At 51.8% G+C, this 14,979-nt stretch carries 18 protein-coding genes; 2 read left to right on the top strand and 16 right to left on the bottom strand.

What is annotated here, in order from left to right; genetic code table 11:
- Window positions 1-5 precede the first annotated feature (5 nt).
- Window positions 6-1,292, bottom strand: a complete 1,287-nt coding sequence (purD, locus tag ACT3RP_RS06960) for a phosphoribosylamine--glycine ligase (RefSeq protein WP_192536252.1) — start codon at window positions 1,290-1,292, stop codon at window positions 6-8.
- 66 nt (window positions 1,293-1,358) lie between these two features.
- Window positions 1,359-1,892 (bottom strand): polyhydroxyalkanoate synthesis repressor PhaR, encoded by a 534-nt coding sequence (gene phaR / locus ACT3RP_RS06955; protein ID WP_483393520.1) that lies wholly within the window; start codon window positions 1,890-1,892, stop codon window positions 1,359-1,361.
- A gap of 151 nt (window positions 1,893-2,043) precedes the next feature.
- Between phaR and ACT3RP_RS06950 the strand changes: the two genes are divergently transcribed.
- Window positions 2,044-2,757 (top strand): 16S rRNA (uracil(1498)-N(3))-methyltransferase, encoded by a 714-nt coding sequence (locus tag ACT3RP_RS06950; RefSeq protein ID WP_192536251.1) that lies wholly within the window; start codon window positions 2,044-2,046, stop codon window positions 2,755-2,757.
- Window positions 2,758-2,768: 11 nt separating this feature from the next.
- On the opposite strand, the gene rloA3 is transcribed toward ACT3RP_RS06950, so the two are convergent.
- The 12 genes from rloA3 to hemH form a co-directional block, all read right to left on the bottom strand.
- Entirely contained in the window at window positions 2,769-3,323 is a 555-nt protein-coding gene (gene rloA3 / locus ACT3RP_RS06945) for a retropepsin-like aspartic peptidase RloA3 (protein ID WP_192536250.1), read from the bottom strand.
- 42 nt (window positions 3,324-3,365) lie between these two features.
- Entirely contained in the window at window positions 3,366-4,634 is a 1,269-nt protein-coding gene (locus ACT3RP_RS06940; protein ID WP_441684768.1) for a lytic murein transglycosylase, read from the bottom strand.
- 92 nt (window positions 4,635-4,726) lie between these two features.
- Window positions 4,727-6,016: a DASH family cryptochrome gene (locus ACT3RP_RS06935; RefSeq protein WP_483393519.1), complete on the bottom strand. Its 1,290-nt coding sequence runs from the start codon at window positions 6,014-6,016 to the stop codon at window positions 4,727-4,729.
- Window positions 6,000-6,176 (bottom strand): DUF2256 domain-containing protein, encoded by a 177-nt coding sequence (locus ACT3RP_RS06930; protein ID WP_483393562.1) that lies wholly within the window; start codon window positions 6,174-6,176, stop codon window positions 6,000-6,002. Before ACT3RP_RS06930 ends, ACT3RP_RS06935 begins: the two co-directional genes overlap by 17 nt.
- Before the next feature lie 184 nt (window positions 6,177-6,360).
- Entirely contained in the window at window positions 6,361-6,765 is a 405-nt protein-coding gene (mnhG, locus tag ACT3RP_RS06925; protein ID WP_096278988.1) for a monovalent cation/H(+) antiporter subunit G, read from the bottom strand.
- Window positions 6,758-7,027, bottom strand: coding sequence for an MrpF/PhaF family protein (locus tag ACT3RP_RS06920; protein WP_096278986.1), 270 nt, complete (start codon window positions 7,025-7,027; stop codon window positions 6,758-6,760). The genes mnhG and ACT3RP_RS06920 overlap by 8 nt, the downstream gene beginning before the upstream one ends.
- Window positions 7,027-7,500: a Na+/H+ antiporter subunit E gene (locus ACT3RP_RS06915; RefSeq protein ID WP_096278984.1), complete on the bottom strand. Its 474-nt coding sequence runs from the start codon at window positions 7,498-7,500 to the stop codon at window positions 7,027-7,029. The genes ACT3RP_RS06920 and ACT3RP_RS06915 overlap by 1 nt, the downstream gene beginning before the upstream one ends.
- Window positions 7,497-9,095, bottom strand: coding sequence for a Na+/H+ antiporter subunit D (locus ACT3RP_RS06910; protein WP_444625339.1), 1,599 nt, complete (start codon window positions 9,093-9,095; stop codon window positions 7,497-7,499). Before ACT3RP_RS06910 ends, ACT3RP_RS06915 begins: the two co-directional genes overlap by 4 nt.
- Complete coding sequence (locus ACT3RP_RS06905) at window positions 9,092-9,439, bottom strand: Na+/H+ antiporter subunit C (protein ID WP_096278980.1); 348 nt, start codon at window positions 9,437-9,439, stop codon at window positions 9,092-9,094. The genes ACT3RP_RS06910 and ACT3RP_RS06905 overlap by 4 nt, the downstream gene beginning before the upstream one ends.
- 18 nt (window positions 9,440-9,457) lie before the next feature.
- A complete protein-coding gene (locus ACT3RP_RS06900; RefSeq protein WP_441684761.1) occupies window positions 9,458-9,889 on the bottom strand; it encodes a Na+/H+ antiporter subunit B in 432 nt (143 codons plus the stop codon).
- Window positions 9,882-12,233: a putative monovalent cation/H+ antiporter subunit A gene (locus tag ACT3RP_RS06895; protein ID WP_444625337.1), complete on the bottom strand. Its 2,352-nt coding sequence runs from the start codon at window positions 12,231-12,233 to the stop codon at window positions 9,882-9,884. Before ACT3RP_RS06895 ends, ACT3RP_RS06900 begins: the two co-directional genes overlap by 8 nt.
- A 219-nt stretch (window positions 12,234-12,452) precedes the next feature.
- Window positions 12,453-13,532, bottom strand: a complete 1,080-nt coding sequence (gene hemH, locus ACT3RP_RS06890; RefSeq protein ID WP_483393518.1) for a ferrochelatase — start codon at window positions 13,530-13,532, stop codon at window positions 12,453-12,455.
- Between the two features lie 196 nt (window positions 13,533-13,728).
- On the opposite strand from hemH, the gene ACT3RP_RS06885 reads away from it, so the two are divergent.
- On the top strand, window positions 13,729-14,127 hold the full coding sequence (locus ACT3RP_RS06885) for a thiol-disulfide oxidoreductase DCC family protein (RefSeq protein WP_441684755.1): 399 nt from the start codon (window positions 13,729-13,731) through the stop codon (window positions 14,125-14,127).
- A gap of 18 nt (window positions 14,128-14,145) precedes the next feature.
- Here the strand turns inward: ACT3RP_RS06885 and ACT3RP_RS06880 are convergent, their stop codons facing one another.
- The gene (locus tag ACT3RP_RS06880) at window positions 14,146-14,448 is read right to left on the bottom strand and encodes a DUF6482 family protein (protein WP_096278970.1); all 303 of its coding nucleotides are present in this window, start codon (window positions 14,446-14,448) and stop codon (window positions 14,146-14,148) included.
- A gap of 212 nt (window positions 14,449-14,660) precedes the next feature.
- Window positions 14,661-14,954 carry a hypothetical protein gene (locus ACT3RP_RS06875; RefSeq protein ID WP_096278968.1) on the bottom strand — a complete coding sequence of 98 codons (294 nt, stop codon included), beginning with the start codon at window positions 14,952-14,954 and terminating at the stop codon, window positions 14,661-14,663.
- Between the last annotated feature and the right edge of the window lie 25 nt (window positions 14,955-14,979).

Here is a 14,979-nt window from a genome sequence, read left to right as displayed (position 1 = left end):
TGTTTTTAGGCCTCGCGGGAGATTGCTCTAAAGGCAATATCACGACGGTATTCAGCACCGTCCCAGCGAATCGCTTTAACACCTTGATACGCTAACTGCTGTGCCTTTGAAACTGTCGCACCCAACGCCGTTACACACAGCACACGCCCACCGTGAGTAGTAATCTCGCCTTGAGCGTTTTGCGCGGTGCCGGCATGAAATACTTTACAGCCGTCTTGCTCCGCCGCTGCCAAGCCATGAATCACATCGCCCTTACGGTAGTCACCAGGATAACCACCCGCAGCAATTACCACACCGACCGCCGCACGCGGATCCCATTCGCAGCGATGTCCTGCTAATGCTCCCTGTGCGCCGGCTAAGCAGAGCTCAGCGAAATCAGACACTAGCCGCATCATAATCGGCTGGGTTTCAGGATCACCAAAACGACAGTTATATTCAATCACTTTGGGATTGCCTGCGGCGTCAATCATCAGGCCTGCGTACAAGAACCCGGTGTAAGCATTTCCCTCTGCGGCCATGCCGCGCACGGTAGGCCAAATAACCTGCTCCATAATACGCGCGTCAATCTCGTCAGTAACCACGGGTGCCGGAGAGTAAGCCCCCATGCCGCCGGTATTAGGACCGGTGTCGCCGTCATAAGCGCGCTTATGGTCTTGGCTAGTCGCCATGGTAACAACGTTCTCACCGTCCACCATGACAATAAAGCTGGCTTCTTCACCTTCTAAAAACTCTTCAATGACTACGCGTGCGCCAGCATCACCAAACGCATTAGCTTCCAACATGTCACGAATGGCATCGGCTGCTTCTACTTCGCTCATCGCGACAATAACGCCTTTGCCAGCTGCAAGGCCGTCCGCTTTGATGACGATGGGTGCACCCATTTTGCTCAGATAGGCAAGTGCAGGCTCGACTTCAGTAAACGTTTGGTAGTCTGCTGACGGAATATCATGGCGTGCTAAAAAGTCTTTGGTGAAGGACTTCGACCCCTCAAGCTGAGCAGCGGCTTGATTAGGGCCAAAAATCGTCAAGCCAGCCGTTTGAAAGCGATCAACGATCCCTTCTACCAGCGGCGCTTCCGGGCCGACCACCGTCAAGCCAATCTGCTCATCACGGGCAAATGCTACCAGGCTATCAATATCCGTTGCGGCAATCGCGACGTTAGTAACCTTCACTTCCGTCGCCGTACCGGCATTGCCCGGTGCAACGAAGACGTGTTCAACGCGGGTCGACTGAGCCAATTTCCAAGCTAAAGCGTGCTCACGACCACCGCCGCCAATCATCAAAACCTTCATGTTCATCCTTCTCAAACGGGAGAGCGTTATTGGCGGCATTATGCCACAGCGCGGCCCCAAGTGGGGTCAGGAGGTTTTGTCCTGTTTCTTTTTATTGCTTCCGCCAGTATCGTCACCAGGCTTAACGCTGCTCTCTGACGCTTGGTGATCGCCAGCGTTAGCTTCATCGCTTTGCGCAGATTGATTCAGGGTCTTTTGCCAAAAACGCATATTCTCTTCGCCTAACTCGCGCATGAAGTCCAGCGGCGTGTTACGCATGGCCTGCTTCCATTGGCTTTGCAGACGCTTTTGCTGTTCCAGCATCAACTGCGTACCCTGCTCAAGATAACGTGACAGTGGCAGTGGCGACGTCATGTCATAAACGCGGATCAGTTGCGCCAACAAATCGTTGGAGAACACTTGTGACTCTCCGTCTGCCTGCTCTTGCTCAATGATGATCGATAGCAAAATAGTGCGGGTCAGGTCTTCACCGCTTTTAGCATCTTCAACGCGAAAAGGCGCTTCGTCGATGATTAAGCGACGCAGGTCTTCTAACGTTACGTAGCGGCTTTGCTGTGTATCATACAGCCTGCGGTTAGCATACTTGCGAATCACGCGCACGGCGCATCTCCTTAAAAGCGATAGGGACTTTAAAAGCGATAGGGGCTTTTTCCCGTTGCTGGTATTGTGCCTGCACCACGCGCCCATGCAAGCGGCTTTGATCGATTTGGTAGACGCAACACGCCTATTCTGTGACCAATAGACTCTCATTATGAATTTGATTTTACTCAGCCCCGATGACCTTACCGGCGATAACCGCGCCTGCATCAGCGACCCGCGTAGACTGGGCCATCTGCATAACGTTCATCGCTCCACGCCAGGAGACCTGCTTACCGTCGGAATCCAAGGGGGAGCGATGGGTAAAGCGCGGCTCACTGAACTCACCGCTGAACGTGCTTATTTCACGCTGGAAACGATGGATGAGCCACCGCCAGCGCCACTACCGGTGCATTTGGTATTAGCACTGCCAAGGCCACGTATGCTAGCACGCACTCTGGAGCACGTGACTGCGCTAGGTGTGAAAGACATCACCCTGCTGCATACCAAGCGGGTAGAAAAAAGCTACTGGCAGTCTCCCGAGTTACGCACGGAAAAAATACACCAGCATCTAGTACTAGGTTTAGAGCAAGCCCGTGACACGCAGCTACCTAACGTTACGCTTAGCAAGGGGTTTAGGCCTTTCTTAGAAGAACAGCTTCCCAGCCTACTCAAGCAATACCGAGGACTGCTGGCACACCCTGGTATGCCACACGCTTGCCCGAGAGATGTTAAATACCCAACACTCTTACTGGTAGGCCCAGAAGGCGGTTTTATTGCTTGGGAAGTAGAGCAACTGCTAGCGGCAGGCTGTGAGGGAATGCACCTTGGACCGCGAATTTTACGCGTAGAAACAGCCGTGACGGCGCTGCTGTCACGGCTATTCTAAGCGTTTATACGTTAAGACTGATCATCTTCCGGGTCGTGAGGCACGACCTGGGAATTCTCATCGCACCCAGGTTCTTGCAAGAAGCTATTACGCACATCAAGCAACCCAAGGTGGCTGATCGTGCTGCGGCCAAGCAGCATCGGATAAATCATCTCTTCACGGTCGCGTAAACTGAACTGCTCTTCGTAGATGGTATCGCCCATGCACACTTCCATCAGAATAACGGGGCGGTCATCGCTGCCACCCGCGCCGCGCACGGTTTGTTCACGATACAGCGGGCGCTCAATTTCATCACTGAATACTTCACCACTGTCCTGATCTTCCAGCTTGAGACGAAAACGCACCCACTCCTCATCCTCTTGCTCGAACAACTCAATGTCACGAGCGTCAAGCGATGATGTTAATGCACCGCTGTCGAGCTTTGCCTTAACCGTAATATCCCAGGGCTGAAGCGTCGCATTTTCTACCCAGCCAAACACTTGATCGTCGTCTGCCATCGCGGTGGAAGTAGATAGCAAGGCACCAATAACAGCACTGCCTAATAACGTTTTTCCTAGCACTCGCATAGCATCATCCTTGGTAAGTTAAAACCTTCAATAAAACGTTGCCTACTCAGCACGGCTTCGCAATTGCTCTAAGAGGGTCTGAGTTGCAAAGCCGTCTGGTATTAACCCTTGATCACGCTGGAAGTTCCGTAATCCTTGCCGCGTATTGGGACCCATGACACCGTCAGCGCCTCCCGCTGAGTAGCCGGTACGGTTTAACTCGCGCTGGAGTTCCTTCACATCATCGCGGGTCAGCGGCGTTTCCCCTCGCGGCCATTCATGCTGGGTGCCCTCTCGCCCGGCAATAGCATCACCCAGTGTGGCCACGGCGAGAGCATAACTGGTGGCATTGTTATAACGTAAAATGGCGCGAAAATTAGCCCCTACTAGAAAAGCGGGGCCTTGAGCACCGGCAGGTACCACTACAGACGCGCTATCGAAATTTGGCAGCTCGCCCTGCTGCGCTCGAACGCCTTGATCACGCCACTCGGCACTACTGCGTCGGTCGGTCTGAGTATAATCAAATCCTTCGGGTAGGCGTATCTCCACGCCCCAAGGCTGACCCGTTTGCCAGCCAGCTCGCGCTAAGTAATTTGCCGTCGATGCCATTACATCGGGAATACTTCCCCAGATATCACGCCGACCATCACCATCGCCATCGACGGCATAAGCTTCAAAGCTGCTGGGAATAAATTGGGTATGGCCCATCGCGCCGGCCCATGATCCCTTCATTTGATCTGCGGCTATATCACCCTCGTCAATGATACGCAGCGCAGCGAGCAATTCACCTCTAGCAAAATCACGGCGGCGGCCATCGAAAGCGAGCGTAGCAAGAGACTCTAACGTTGAGAAATCACCGAAATTGCTGCCGTAGTTACTCTCGATTCCCCAAATAGCGACAATAATTTCGGCAGGTACGCCAAAGCGCTGCTGCATTTCCAGCGCGGTATCGCGGTGGGCCGCTAACTTTTCTCGCCCGGTATTAACACGCGTAGATGAAACCGCGGTATCAAGGTATTCCCAAATAGGCCTGACAAATTCGGGTTGGTAGCCATCGAGCTCAATGACGCGATCAAGGTGACGTATGCCATCGAATGCTTCGCTCAATGTCGCTTCGCTAATGCCTTCGCCGGCGGCATAGCGACGAAACTCATCCAACCATTGCTGAAAATTAGCGTAGTTAACCTGTGTAGCAGCACGCGCATCGACTTCAGTCATCAGCTGCTGATTTGCGAGTGCTGCGCCTCCAACGAAGGGGGTGCTCAACGCTATCGCCAGCGAAGCACACAGTAAGGGGCGGTAACGCCGCCCTGCAGGCAAATTAATAGACATCGTTTATATCCTTAGGCAGTCCTTGGCATGTCTAGAATGATGGCCTAGAAAAGTAGTAGATACTAGACGCTGAGGCTGATTAGAGGGCGCAATTATCTTTCAAGCGATGTCATCCAGTGGGCGACATAGCGCCCATGCGGGTCATAATGATTGACCTGCTGCTGCACATCAAAGTAGCGACGATGACACGCGCCTCTTCCCACGCCGGCGATATAACGCCAGTTTCCCCAATTGCTGGCAACGTCATAATCAATCAAGCAATGCTCGAACCATAAAGCGCCTAAACGCCAGTCTACCTGCAGGTCGTTGACCAAGAAGCTGGCGACATTTTGCCTGGCGCGATTGGATATCCAGCCAGTGCGATGAAGTTCCAGCATGGCCGCATCCACAAACGGCACGCCAGTCACAGCATTACGCCAAGCATCAAACGCCGCACTCGGCTTGGCCGCTAGAACCTTACCAAACATTTGCACACCTTCAGCCTGGGCGACACGTATAAAATACTCACGCCAAAGCAGTTCAAACGTGATCCAGTAGCTCGATTCATTGCTGCCGTGTTCGGCTTCCCACGCTTTCACTGCATCATTAACTTGGCATACCGTGACACAGCCGCGCGCAAGCCACGGCGAAATGCGTGTTGAAAAATTCGCGCCTAAAAGACCGTTGCGGGTTTGCTTATAGACTTCTGCGCCCTTTTGATGCCACAGATAGTCATGAAGACGCGCATGCGCCGCCGACTCCCCTCCCACGTAGGTATAGCCTTGACGTGTATCCGGCTGCCACACAGCGCTATGCTCAGAGACAGCCTTTAACGGCGGAAAGCCACGCGGCGCCTCAGGCCAAGGCGGCAGTGTTACCGGTGCAGGTCGGCTCGCGGAAAGTGAGCAGTTTTTTTCTACGCAGCGCCTAAAGGCCGAAAAACTTTGCGGTAGCCTATCCGCGTCGAAAGGCAGCGCCTGCCGATTAATCAGCTGCCCGCTCTCAATACAGCTCAGCGTTGTTTGGTCGGAAAGCCCACTGGCCACCGCTTTAATCTGCTGTATTTCTTCAACCCCTGGGTGGTCAGAAACGCGGACATGGCGCGCACTAAGCGACCAGGCCAGCTCAATCACCACATCGCTTGGATTACCGATGCGGACAAGCAAATCACTGCCGCGCTTTAAAAGCTCGCCGCGCAACGCCATTAAGCATTGCCATAGGAAGCGTAAACGCGCTGGGCCTATCCGCGGCACAGAATCGTCTTTTATGAGAGGAGCACACCACCGCTGGTCCAACACATAAAGGCACAGTAAATGACTGGGGGGAGCATTAAAGTGCAACAGAGGGTTGTCGGCCACGCGCAGGTCGTCTTGCAGCCAGACAATATCAACGGTGGGGTTCATGCCCTTGCCTCCCAGCAGCGCATTGCTGTTTTGCAGTACGTCGACACCGCTCGCTGCAATAGCGCACCTCATCCCAACAACGTGTCCATTTCTTTCGCCAAACAAAGGGGCGCTGGCATAAAGCACACGTTTTCTGGGGCAGGTGTTGTTTGCGTTGCATACTCACAGGCGCACTTCTTAATAAGCACATGACTAATCATGAACACATGATCCTACACGGTATAACTGTTGTACATTAATTATTATCAATAGGAGATGATAAACGTCAGCACTGCGGAACATCAAACGCAAAAAAGCCACCCGTAGGTGACTTAGCGGCAGGATAAAAACTGCAAACGATCGCTCTAGTCTGGGTCGGTATCTCGTGGCTGGCGTTTGGCATTTTCTTGGGTCTCCAAGCCACTTTTTAATTCGTGGGTCAAAGGATCATAGTTAGGCCGTAATTCATCCTTTATTGTGCCGCTCCAAAGCTTGGACCCAACGAAATAACCGGCACGACCAATCACATGGGCGGCCACCGGTGCTGTCATTAAAATAAATAATATGATGGCAAAAGAGCGCGCGACGATTCCCACTTCAGCAAAGTGCATTGCCGCCGCCAGCATTATTAAAATCACGCCTAGTGCGGCGGCTTTGGTGGTCGCATGCATACGTGTTAGCAGGTCGGGTAAACGCAGCAAACCTACAGAGGCAAGCAGCATAAACAGCGCACCGCCAAGAATCAGCGTGCCTTTTATAAAATCAATCATCGCGCGGGCCTCCTCGTTCTAAAAAACGCGCAAAGCCAATAGCCGCCAAAAAGCCCATAAGTGCGACCACAATTGCGGCGTCGAGGAAACTAGCAACCTCTGTTTTGATCGCATAAACCCCCACCAACCCTACCAAGGTGGTCGAAAAAAGCTCTAACGCTACAACGCGATCGGGCAAACTGGGGCCGCGTACAACACGCACGAAGGTGAGTATGAGCGCTATGCTCATAATCACTTGGCTAATTAAAATAACGGTATCCATCAGCGAAATAGCTCCAGGGCCCGGTGCTCCATCTCTTTTAAATTACGCCGCAGCTCTTCTTCATCGTCTAAAAACATCGCATGGATATACAGCACCTTACGATCATCAGACACATCTAAGCTAAGTGTGCCGGGTGTCAGCGAAATCAAGTTAGCCACCATGGTGATTTCCATTTCCGTACGAGCCGAAAGTGGCAGCGCAATAACGCCAGGTTTCATATGCCAAGGCGGCGTCAAAATATCAAAAGCCACGCGCAGGTTGGCTTGAATCAGTTCTTTCAGGAAAAAACCGATAAAGCCCACAAGCCGCGGCACCCGCGCCGGGTAACCTTTCAATGAGTCAAGCTGAGGCTCAATCAAAACAAGCGTGATATAGCCAAATATCAAGCCGATAAGAAGATTCAAACCGGTGAAGTCACCGCTCAACAAGACCCATGCCAGACCTAATAGTAAGTTCCAAATAGCTCCTGTCATGGCGCATCCTCTCCTGTTGCCGCTTCTTCAGCGTCCGCTGCTGATGAATTCAGCAACGTGTCTTCTACACTGGCCGAAGCGCCCAGAACGGCTTCGATATACCCCGATGGTTCAAGCAACTGATCACCAATGCCCGTCATCACCCACATAATCGGCTCAGCAAATACCCCGATCAACAGAGAAGACATCGCCAGCACCATCACCGGTAAATACATCATCCACAGGCTTGGCTTTAACAATCGACCATCATCTCCTGTCGGAGTAACAGTTTCAGGCACGTGATTATCTTCCGGCAGCGACTTCCAGAACACCTCATTCCAAATTTTCACCATGGAGTAGAGCGTCATTAAACCTACCGCCAGCGCGATCCCAGTTACGACATAGGCTTCAGCTTCGAGGCCTGCGCGCACAATGACAAATTTAGCAAAGAAACCAGACAGCGGCGGGATGCCCGCTAGAGAGAAAGCCGAAATAAAGAAGGCAACGGCTAGCCAGGGGCGCTCCCGATACAAGCCTCCCATCTTTTTGAGTTGATACGTACCCTGCAGACGATGGGTGATCCCGCTAATCAAGAAGAGGTTAGTTTTCACCACCATATTATGCACGATGGCAAACACGCCACCGGCTATCGCCAAGGGCGTATAAAGCGCTAACCCTAAGATCATATAGCCAATCTGGCTGACAATATGAAACGATAGAATACGCCTAAACTCATATTGGGCCGCCGCGCCCAGCACGCCAGTCACCATCGTAAAGACCGCCCCCCAGAGCATAATGTCCTGCAAATAGCCCATGGTCTGGTCAAACATCAGCGTAAAAACGCGGAACAGCGCATAAACGCCGACCTTGGTGAGCAGCCCGGCAAACAGAGCTGAAACGGCGACAGGCGGCGTGTGATAAGAAGCAGGTAGCCAAAAGAACAATGGAAAGGCGGCTGCCTTAATGCCGAAGGCCACCATAAACATAACGGCCAACACTTCAACCATGCCCGTGTGCTCAGCCTCCCCCATACGCAGCGCAATATCGGCCATATTAAGCGTCCCCACCATCCCGTAGAGAAGCCCAACGGCGGTCAAAAAAATGACCGATGCCAGCAGATTCAAGGTGACATATTTAATCGCCCCCTCCATCTGCGCACGCTCACCGCCTAGAATCAGCAGCGCAAACGACGCCACCAGCATTACCTCAAACCACACATAAAGGTTAAAGATATCACCGGTTAAAAATGCCCCCATAACGCCGGCTAAGAGCAGGTGCATTAAAGGGTAGTAGCCAAATTTTTCATGCCCCCGGCCGGTCGTGGCCAGCGAATAGATCCCCATTGCCAAACCAATGACGGCGGTCATCAGCACCATGACGGCACTCAGCATATCGGCGATGAGCGTGATGCCAAACGGCGCGGGCCAGCTGCCCATCTGCATCGTGACGTAGCCGTCTGAGAGCGTTGATACGAACAGCCACAGACTAACAATCAGCAGCGCCGCATTACCGGCCACTGCCAAAAAGCGCTGCATGGGGCGGGAACGCCAAAACAACAAAGAGATTGCCCCTGAAAGCAGCGGCAAGAGGACGGGAAGAGCAACTTCAGGCCTCACGTATCGGTATCCTTCATCTTATCGAGATCATCAGCCTTAACCACTTCATAGGCACGTCGAATCAACACCACCGCAAAGGCAAGCACGCCAAAGGCAATTACGATAGCTGTCAGCACTACCGCTTGGGGTAAGGGATCAGCGACGGCGCCTACCGGCTGCATCATGCCTTCAGGAATCAGTGGCGGCGCGCCCCGCGTCAATCCCGCCGTTGTAAAGATCAGCAAATTGGCCGCGTTTGAAAGCAGCATTAAACCAATCACCAGCTTCACGATAGAGCGACGCAGCATCATGAAAATAGCCGTTGCGTAAAGCAGCCCTATGGCTACCGCCATTAGTGGTTCCATGCTGAGCCTCCTGTTAACTCAAGGTTCATCCTTGTCGACCTCCATCAGCGTCATCACCATACCGGTGACTGAGCCCAGCACCGCGAAATACACACCGATATCAAAAATCAGCGGCGTGGAGGCTTTAAAGTCGATGATTGGAATAGTCCACCACTGGGCGGTTAAAAACGGTTGCCCCATAAACCAGGCAGGCACGACGGAAATCATTCCCAGCAATAAACCAATGCCAATAAGGTCTTTGGGGTCAACCATACGCAGCACTTGCTTGGTCGCGCTAACGCCAAAGGCAAACAGGTAAAGCGTAAATGCCCCCGCCGCCACCAGGCCTGCGATAAAACCGCCGCCCGGCTCATCGTGTCCTCTAAGCAACAAGAAAACGGAAAACATCAGCTGCAGCGGCATTAAAAAACGCGCTGCCGTATTGAGGATAATGGTGCCTGACTTAACCATTGTTAGGCTCCTTAGCCGCTACTTTGCTGTTTTCACTCGGTTTATTCTCATTACCTTCGCTATGACGCAGCTTCAGCATGGCAATAACGCCAACGGCTGCGAGCGCCAAGACAAACATCTCACCTAGCGTATCTAGCGCCCGGTAATCGACCAAAATGACATTGACGATATTGCGGCCAAAGGCCAAAGGGGCGCTGTTCTCAATCATGTATGTCGAGATAGGTTCAAACTGCTGAATACTCCACGAAGTCATAATCAGCAGGCAAATCAAAATACCCATCATGGCGGCGACAGCGCCATCACGGATACGCTCAAGGCTGGTAGAAAGACTCGAAAAGCGCGGCAGCCGGAACAATACCAGTACCAGCAAAATCACCGTCAAGGTTTCCACCAGCAGCTGGGTAATGGCGAGATCAGGCGCACTGAAAAGAATAAAGATTAACGCGATAGAGAAGCCCATCACGCCTACCGACACCACCGCCCCAAGCCGGGATCGAGAAATGGTCGCGAACAACGCTCCCATTACCATACAGCCTGCGACAACGGCCTCGTGAAAGCGCACGTCTAGGTCAAAGGCAAGCTCAGGCGAATGGCGCAGCAATATGGAGTTACTAATCAAAACGATCAGCGTAATCAGCATAATAAGAATGTAATTACGCATATAGCCGTTTTGCAGTATGCGCGTTTGCCACTCGGAGAAATGTACGATGCCATTCATCGCGCTCTCATAGCCGGCCTCAGGGCCATGGCGCATAACCGGCGCCAGTATGGATAACTTGGCACGTACGCTGTCCCAGCGTTTAAACAGCAAAAAGCCTAAGCCAAGGCTGACAATCGACATTATTAATGCCACGTTCACGCCATACCAAAGCGACAAAGAAACGTCGCTCGGTTGCCCAGAAATGGAGCTCGCGGCAGCGCTCAGCAGTGCATCGGCGCCTAACGTCGCAGGCCATAAACCAAGCAAAAGTGACCCTGTTGCTAAAAGCGCCGGCCCCGCTAGCATGCTGAGCGGCGCCTCATGAGGATCTAGCGGTGTTTGATGACGTTTGCCGTAAAAAGGACGTAACGCAATAATAAAGGCTACCGCGATCGTTAATATCGCGGCAATAAAGGCAAATATCACCAGCAGCATGTTGAAGCTGTCGGCGCCGAGTGCCGACTCAAACTTCAGCTCCTTGCCGATAAAGCCTATTAACGGCGGTACCCCAGCTAACGAGAGCGCAGCAATCAGCGCAATCGTTGCCGTTACCGGCATCACTGAACGTAGCCCCCCCATGTGCGTCACATCCTTGGTACCGGTTTCGTGATCCAAAATACCGGCGACCATAAATAGCGCCCCTTTATACAAAGAGTGCGCCAAAAGGAAAGTAACGAAAGCGGTCATCGCATAGTCACCGCCAATACCTAACAGCATTGTCAGTGTGCCCAGCGCCATAATCGTTGAGTAGGCTAATAGTTTTTTAATATTCGTATGCTGAATAGCTAAGAACGAACCGGTCAACATCGTGGTCGCGCCGACTACGGAAAGAATCCCTACCCACAACGCCGTGCCGCCCAGCTCTGGATATAGCCGCGCGAGCAGATAAATACCCGCTTTCACCATGGTGGCTGAGTGCAAGTAAGCCGAAACCGGCGTTGGCGCAGCCATCGCGTTAGGCAGCCAAAAATGAAACGGAAACTGAGCTGACTTAGTGAACGCGCCAAGCAGCAAGCAGATCAGCATGGGGGTATAAAGCGCATGCTCACGTAAATCTGTATCGCTACCAAGAATCTCTGACAGCGACCAGCTGTCGCTAGCAATGCCCAGCAGTATCAGACCAGCCATTAACGCCAAGCCGCCGGCGACGGTCACAAATAATCCCTGACGCGCTGACTTGCGTGCCTCAATATCCGCATGATTAAAACCAATCAGCAAATACGAGGTAATACTGGTTAACTCCCAAAAGATGAACAGCGTTAATAAGCCGTCGGCCAATACCAGCCCTAGCATGGAAACCATGAAGGCTATTAACGCGATATGAAACCGCGCGAGATCAGGATGATCTTTCAAATAGCCGCCGGCATAAATTAAAACGAAAGCACCAATGACGGTAATCAACAGCCCGAAGAGTAGCGACAGGCCATCTAACAAAAACGTAAGGCTGATACCCAATGACGGCACCCACTGCCACTCGAGTAGCAAGCTGCCATTGCCAATCACATAGGGAGCCTGAAGGGCTAACCACGCCGCCAGCCCTGCTGGGAATACTGCCAGCACAAGGCTTGCGCGCTGGCCGAACCATCGATGCAGCAACGGCGACGATGCAGCCAGCAAAAAACCCATTAATATGGCAAGTTGCATCTAGCATTATCTCCTAAATAACGAAACGCCCCACCGTTAGATCGGGCGCGAGGGCTATGGGCACCATGCCTTTGGACTGGAACGCCAGCGTTGAATAATAGTGATTTCAAAGTGAGACAGCTTATAACAGACAGTTTTGCCTGACCAGTCAAACGCTTAAATGCAAATAGCCGCAGCGAAGTAACCCCCGCTACGGCTATTATTGCGCTTTAGAAAAAATCAGTGGGGAGGCAACCATCCGGCTAATTCGTTATTAATCACGGCAAGCAGTGCCTCTATATGATCGTCGCGATCATTCAAGCACGGTATGTAGCTAAACGTTTCACCACCTGCCTTCATAAAGCTATCGCGAATCTCTTCTTCTATCTCTTCAAGGGTCTCAATGCAGTCTGATGAGAAAGCGGGTGAGATAATCGCGATGTGCTTGTGCCCCTGTTGAGCCAACTCAGCCACGTGCTTAACGGTAGCCGGCCCCAGCCACTTCTCGGGGCCAAACTTCGATTGAAAGGCGGTATCCACTTCTTCTTTGCTAAAGCCGAGTGTTTCGCGCAGCAGCCGCGTTGTTTTCTGACACTGGCAGTGATAAGGATCCCCTTGCATCAGGTAGCGTTCAGGAACTCCGTGATAGCTAGCCACCAGCTTGGTTGGACGCGTCGGCAACTCGGCGTACGCCTCTTGCACAGAGTTAGCCAGAGCCCGAAGATAGGTAGGATGGTCAAAATACGCGGGCACCGTACGGATATAAGGCTGCCACTTCATCTTCATCAGCGTACGAAACGCTTGGTCGTTAGCCGATGCTGTCGTTGGTGAGCCGTATTGAGGATAAAGCGGGAAAAATACGATTTTTTCGCAGCCCTTCTCTTTTAAGCGCGTCAGCACACTTTGGGTTGAAGGATTTCCATAACGCATACAGAAATCAACTTCAACATCATCACCATAAAGCGCCTTTAAGCGCGCCGTCATTTTCTCGGTCTGCGCGCGAGTTATGGTCAGTAGCGGACTTTCATTTTTGTCGTTATTCCAGATACTGCGATACGCTTTACCCGACGAGAATGGGCGTTTAGTCAACACAAGCAGTTGCAGCAGCGGCTGCCATTTCCAGCGGGCATAGTCGACCACGCGCTGATCAGAGAGAAACTCATTTAAGTAACGACGCACGGACCAATAGTCAGTGGCATCCGGCGTACCTAGATTTGCGAGCACAACACCCACTTTGGCACGCGGCACCGGCGGGTGATCACTGGACGCGTGCGCTAAACGCCCTGCCCCAGGCTGATCCTTGACGACGCTTTCGGTCATTACATTTACTCCCGAAAATACCTAAACAATTGAAAAAAGGTCATTAAAAAAATAAAAAGACACAAAATATGGCGACTTAATTGCCAAGCGGCTCACGCAAATTCTATCACTTATCGGCATACTGTCGGCATAAAGTTATACTACAATTACTACTTGTATAACTATTTTGAAAATAGCTACCGATAGGCGAATCATTATGAACCGTTTTACGCCATTAAAGGCCCGCCCTCCGGTCACTCTATTTCACGATGGGCACTGCCCCTTCTGCCGCCAAGAAATTGCCTGGCTAGCCAAACATCACCACATAGACCACATCGCATTAGTGGATATTCAGGATGAGTATTTTAACGCGCAAACGCACGGATGCGAATTCACCGCCATGATGGGGCAGCTGCATTTACACGATAGTCAGGGAAAGTGGTATATCGGAATGGATGCCAGCCGTGCCCTGTATGCAGTATTGGGCTACCGGCGGCTAGTGTGGATATCGTGCTTGCCGGGGATACGCGGCCTAATGAACGCGGGTTACCGGTTTTTTGCCCGTCGCCGAATACGAATCGGGCAGTGGTGGGAAAAACGTCAATCTAAAGCTTAGCAAGGTGGCGTAAACGCGTTAAAAGACGAGCGGCATACGCGAAGTAAGTGGCTCACTGTAGTGCGTGTCGCGACCAATGACTTCATCGTGAGGCACGTGCTGGACTAAATAAGCACGATGAATCTCGGCACGCTTAAGCTCCATATAAACATCATCTAACGAACGGAACAGCATCGGCTTATTGCGCTGCATTAACATATGGCGCTCGCCTTCAACATCCTCTAACTCAATTTGATAAAAACGACTACCCGAATGGATAATCACGCGTATTTCGAAGTTGTCGTGGCTGGCGACAAACTGTTTAAGATCTTTCAACTCCATGGTTCACTCCTGTTATTGATACATACTAAATAGGGCACAGCATGGCTGTGCCCTATGACATTTCAGTTGCCCTATTATTACATTGTCATGACAGCTTTCAGTTTCATGAAAGCTTTCAGTTTCATGACAGCTTTCAGTTTCATGACATTCAACAACTAAGACGACGCTAGTGCAAGAGAGTTCCAGACCAAAGCGTCAACAAATGCGATTAATTACTGATATTCAGAGGGGTCGATCGCTTTACCCAGTGAATTGCGATCAATCCAATTGCCGCCTTTCGTTTCTTTATAGCGGAAAACTACTTTATCTCCCACGGTGACGGGAACCTCTCCGTCTTCGGTTTGATAGCTGTATTTCTCGCCCTCCACTACCAGGTGGTAACGATAAAGGTCCGGCATACCCAGCCACTCTTTGAAAGGCCCTTCCCGCTCTAGTGACTGTAGCTCACCGCGACCTTCAAGCTTAGGAAGACGCTGCCGATTACCGCGCCGAAATCCACCTGCCATTTGCTACTCCCATTTTTGCATTGCA

The sequence above is a fragment of the Halomonas sp. AOP5-B2-8 genome (genome assembly GCF_052376475.1).
GTDB classification, from domain to species: Bacteria; Pseudomonadota; Gammaproteobacteria; order Pseudomonadales; family Halomonadaceae; genus Vreelandella; species Vreelandella casei.
This window is presented reverse-complemented; position numbering and strand designations above follow the sequence as displayed.

Bases quoted from the DNA above. Each gene is read 5' to 3' on its own strand.
- purD (WP_192536252.1), bottom strand. From the start codon at position 1,292: ATGAAGGTTTTGATGATTGGCGGCGGTGGTCGTGAGCACGCTTTAGCT.
- ACT3RP_RS06950 (WP_192536251.1), top strand. From the start codon at position 2,044: ATGAATTTGATTTTACTCAGCCCCGATGACCTTACCGGCGATAACCGC.
- rloA3 (WP_192536250.1), bottom strand. From the start codon at position 3,323: ATGCGAGTGCTAGGAAAAACGTTATTAGGCAGTGCTGTTATTGGTGCC.
- ACT3RP_RS06940 (WP_441684768.1), bottom strand. From the start codon at position 4,634: ATGTCTATTAATTTGCCTGCAGGGCGGCGTTACCGCCCCTTACTGTGT.
- ACT3RP_RS06935 (WP_483393519.1), bottom strand. From the start codon at position 6,016: ATGAACCCCACCGTTGATATTGTCTGGCTGCAAGACGACCTGCGCGTG.
- ACT3RP_RS06930 (WP_483393562.1), bottom strand. From the start codon at position 6,176: ATGCAACGCAAACAACACCTGCCCCAGAAAACGTGTGCTTTATGCCAG.
- mnhG (WP_096278988.1), bottom strand. From the start codon at position 6,765: ATGATTGATTTTATAAAAGGCACGCTGATTCTTGGCGGTGCGCTGTTT.
- ACT3RP_RS06920 (WP_096278986.1), bottom strand. From the start codon at position 7,027: ATGGATACCGTTATTTTAATTAGCCAAGTGATTATGAGCATAGCGCTC.
- ACT3RP_RS06915 (WP_096278984.1), bottom strand. From the start codon at position 7,500: ATGACAGGAGCTATTTGGAACTTACTATTAGGTCTGGCATGGGTCTTG.
- ACT3RP_RS06905 (WP_096278980.1), bottom strand. From the start codon at position 9,439: ATGGAACCACTAATGGCGGTAGCCATAGGGCTGCTTTACGCAACGGCT.
- ACT3RP_RS06900 (WP_441684761.1), bottom strand. From the start codon at position 9,889: ATGGTTAAGTCAGGCACCATTATCCTCAATACGGCAGCGCGTTTTTTA.
- ACT3RP_RS06895 (WP_444625337.1), bottom strand. From the start codon at position 12,233: ATGCAACTTGCCATATTAATGGGTTTTTTGCTGGCTGCATCGTCGCCG.
- hemH (WP_483393518.1), bottom strand. From the start codon at position 13,532: ATGACCGAAAGCGTCGTCAAGGATCAGCCTGGGGCAGGGCGTTTAGCG.
- ACT3RP_RS06885 (WP_441684755.1), top strand. From the start codon at position 13,729: ATGAACCGTTTTACGCCATTAAAGGCCCGCCCTCCGGTCACTCTATTT.
- ACT3RP_RS06880 (WP_096278970.1), bottom strand. From the start codon at position 14,448: ATGGAGTTGAAAGATCTTAAACAGTTTGTCGCCAGCCACGACAACTTC.
- ACT3RP_RS06875 (WP_096278968.1), bottom strand. From the start codon at position 14,954: ATGGCAGGTGGATTTCGGCGCGGTAATCGGCAGCGTCTTCCTAAGCTT.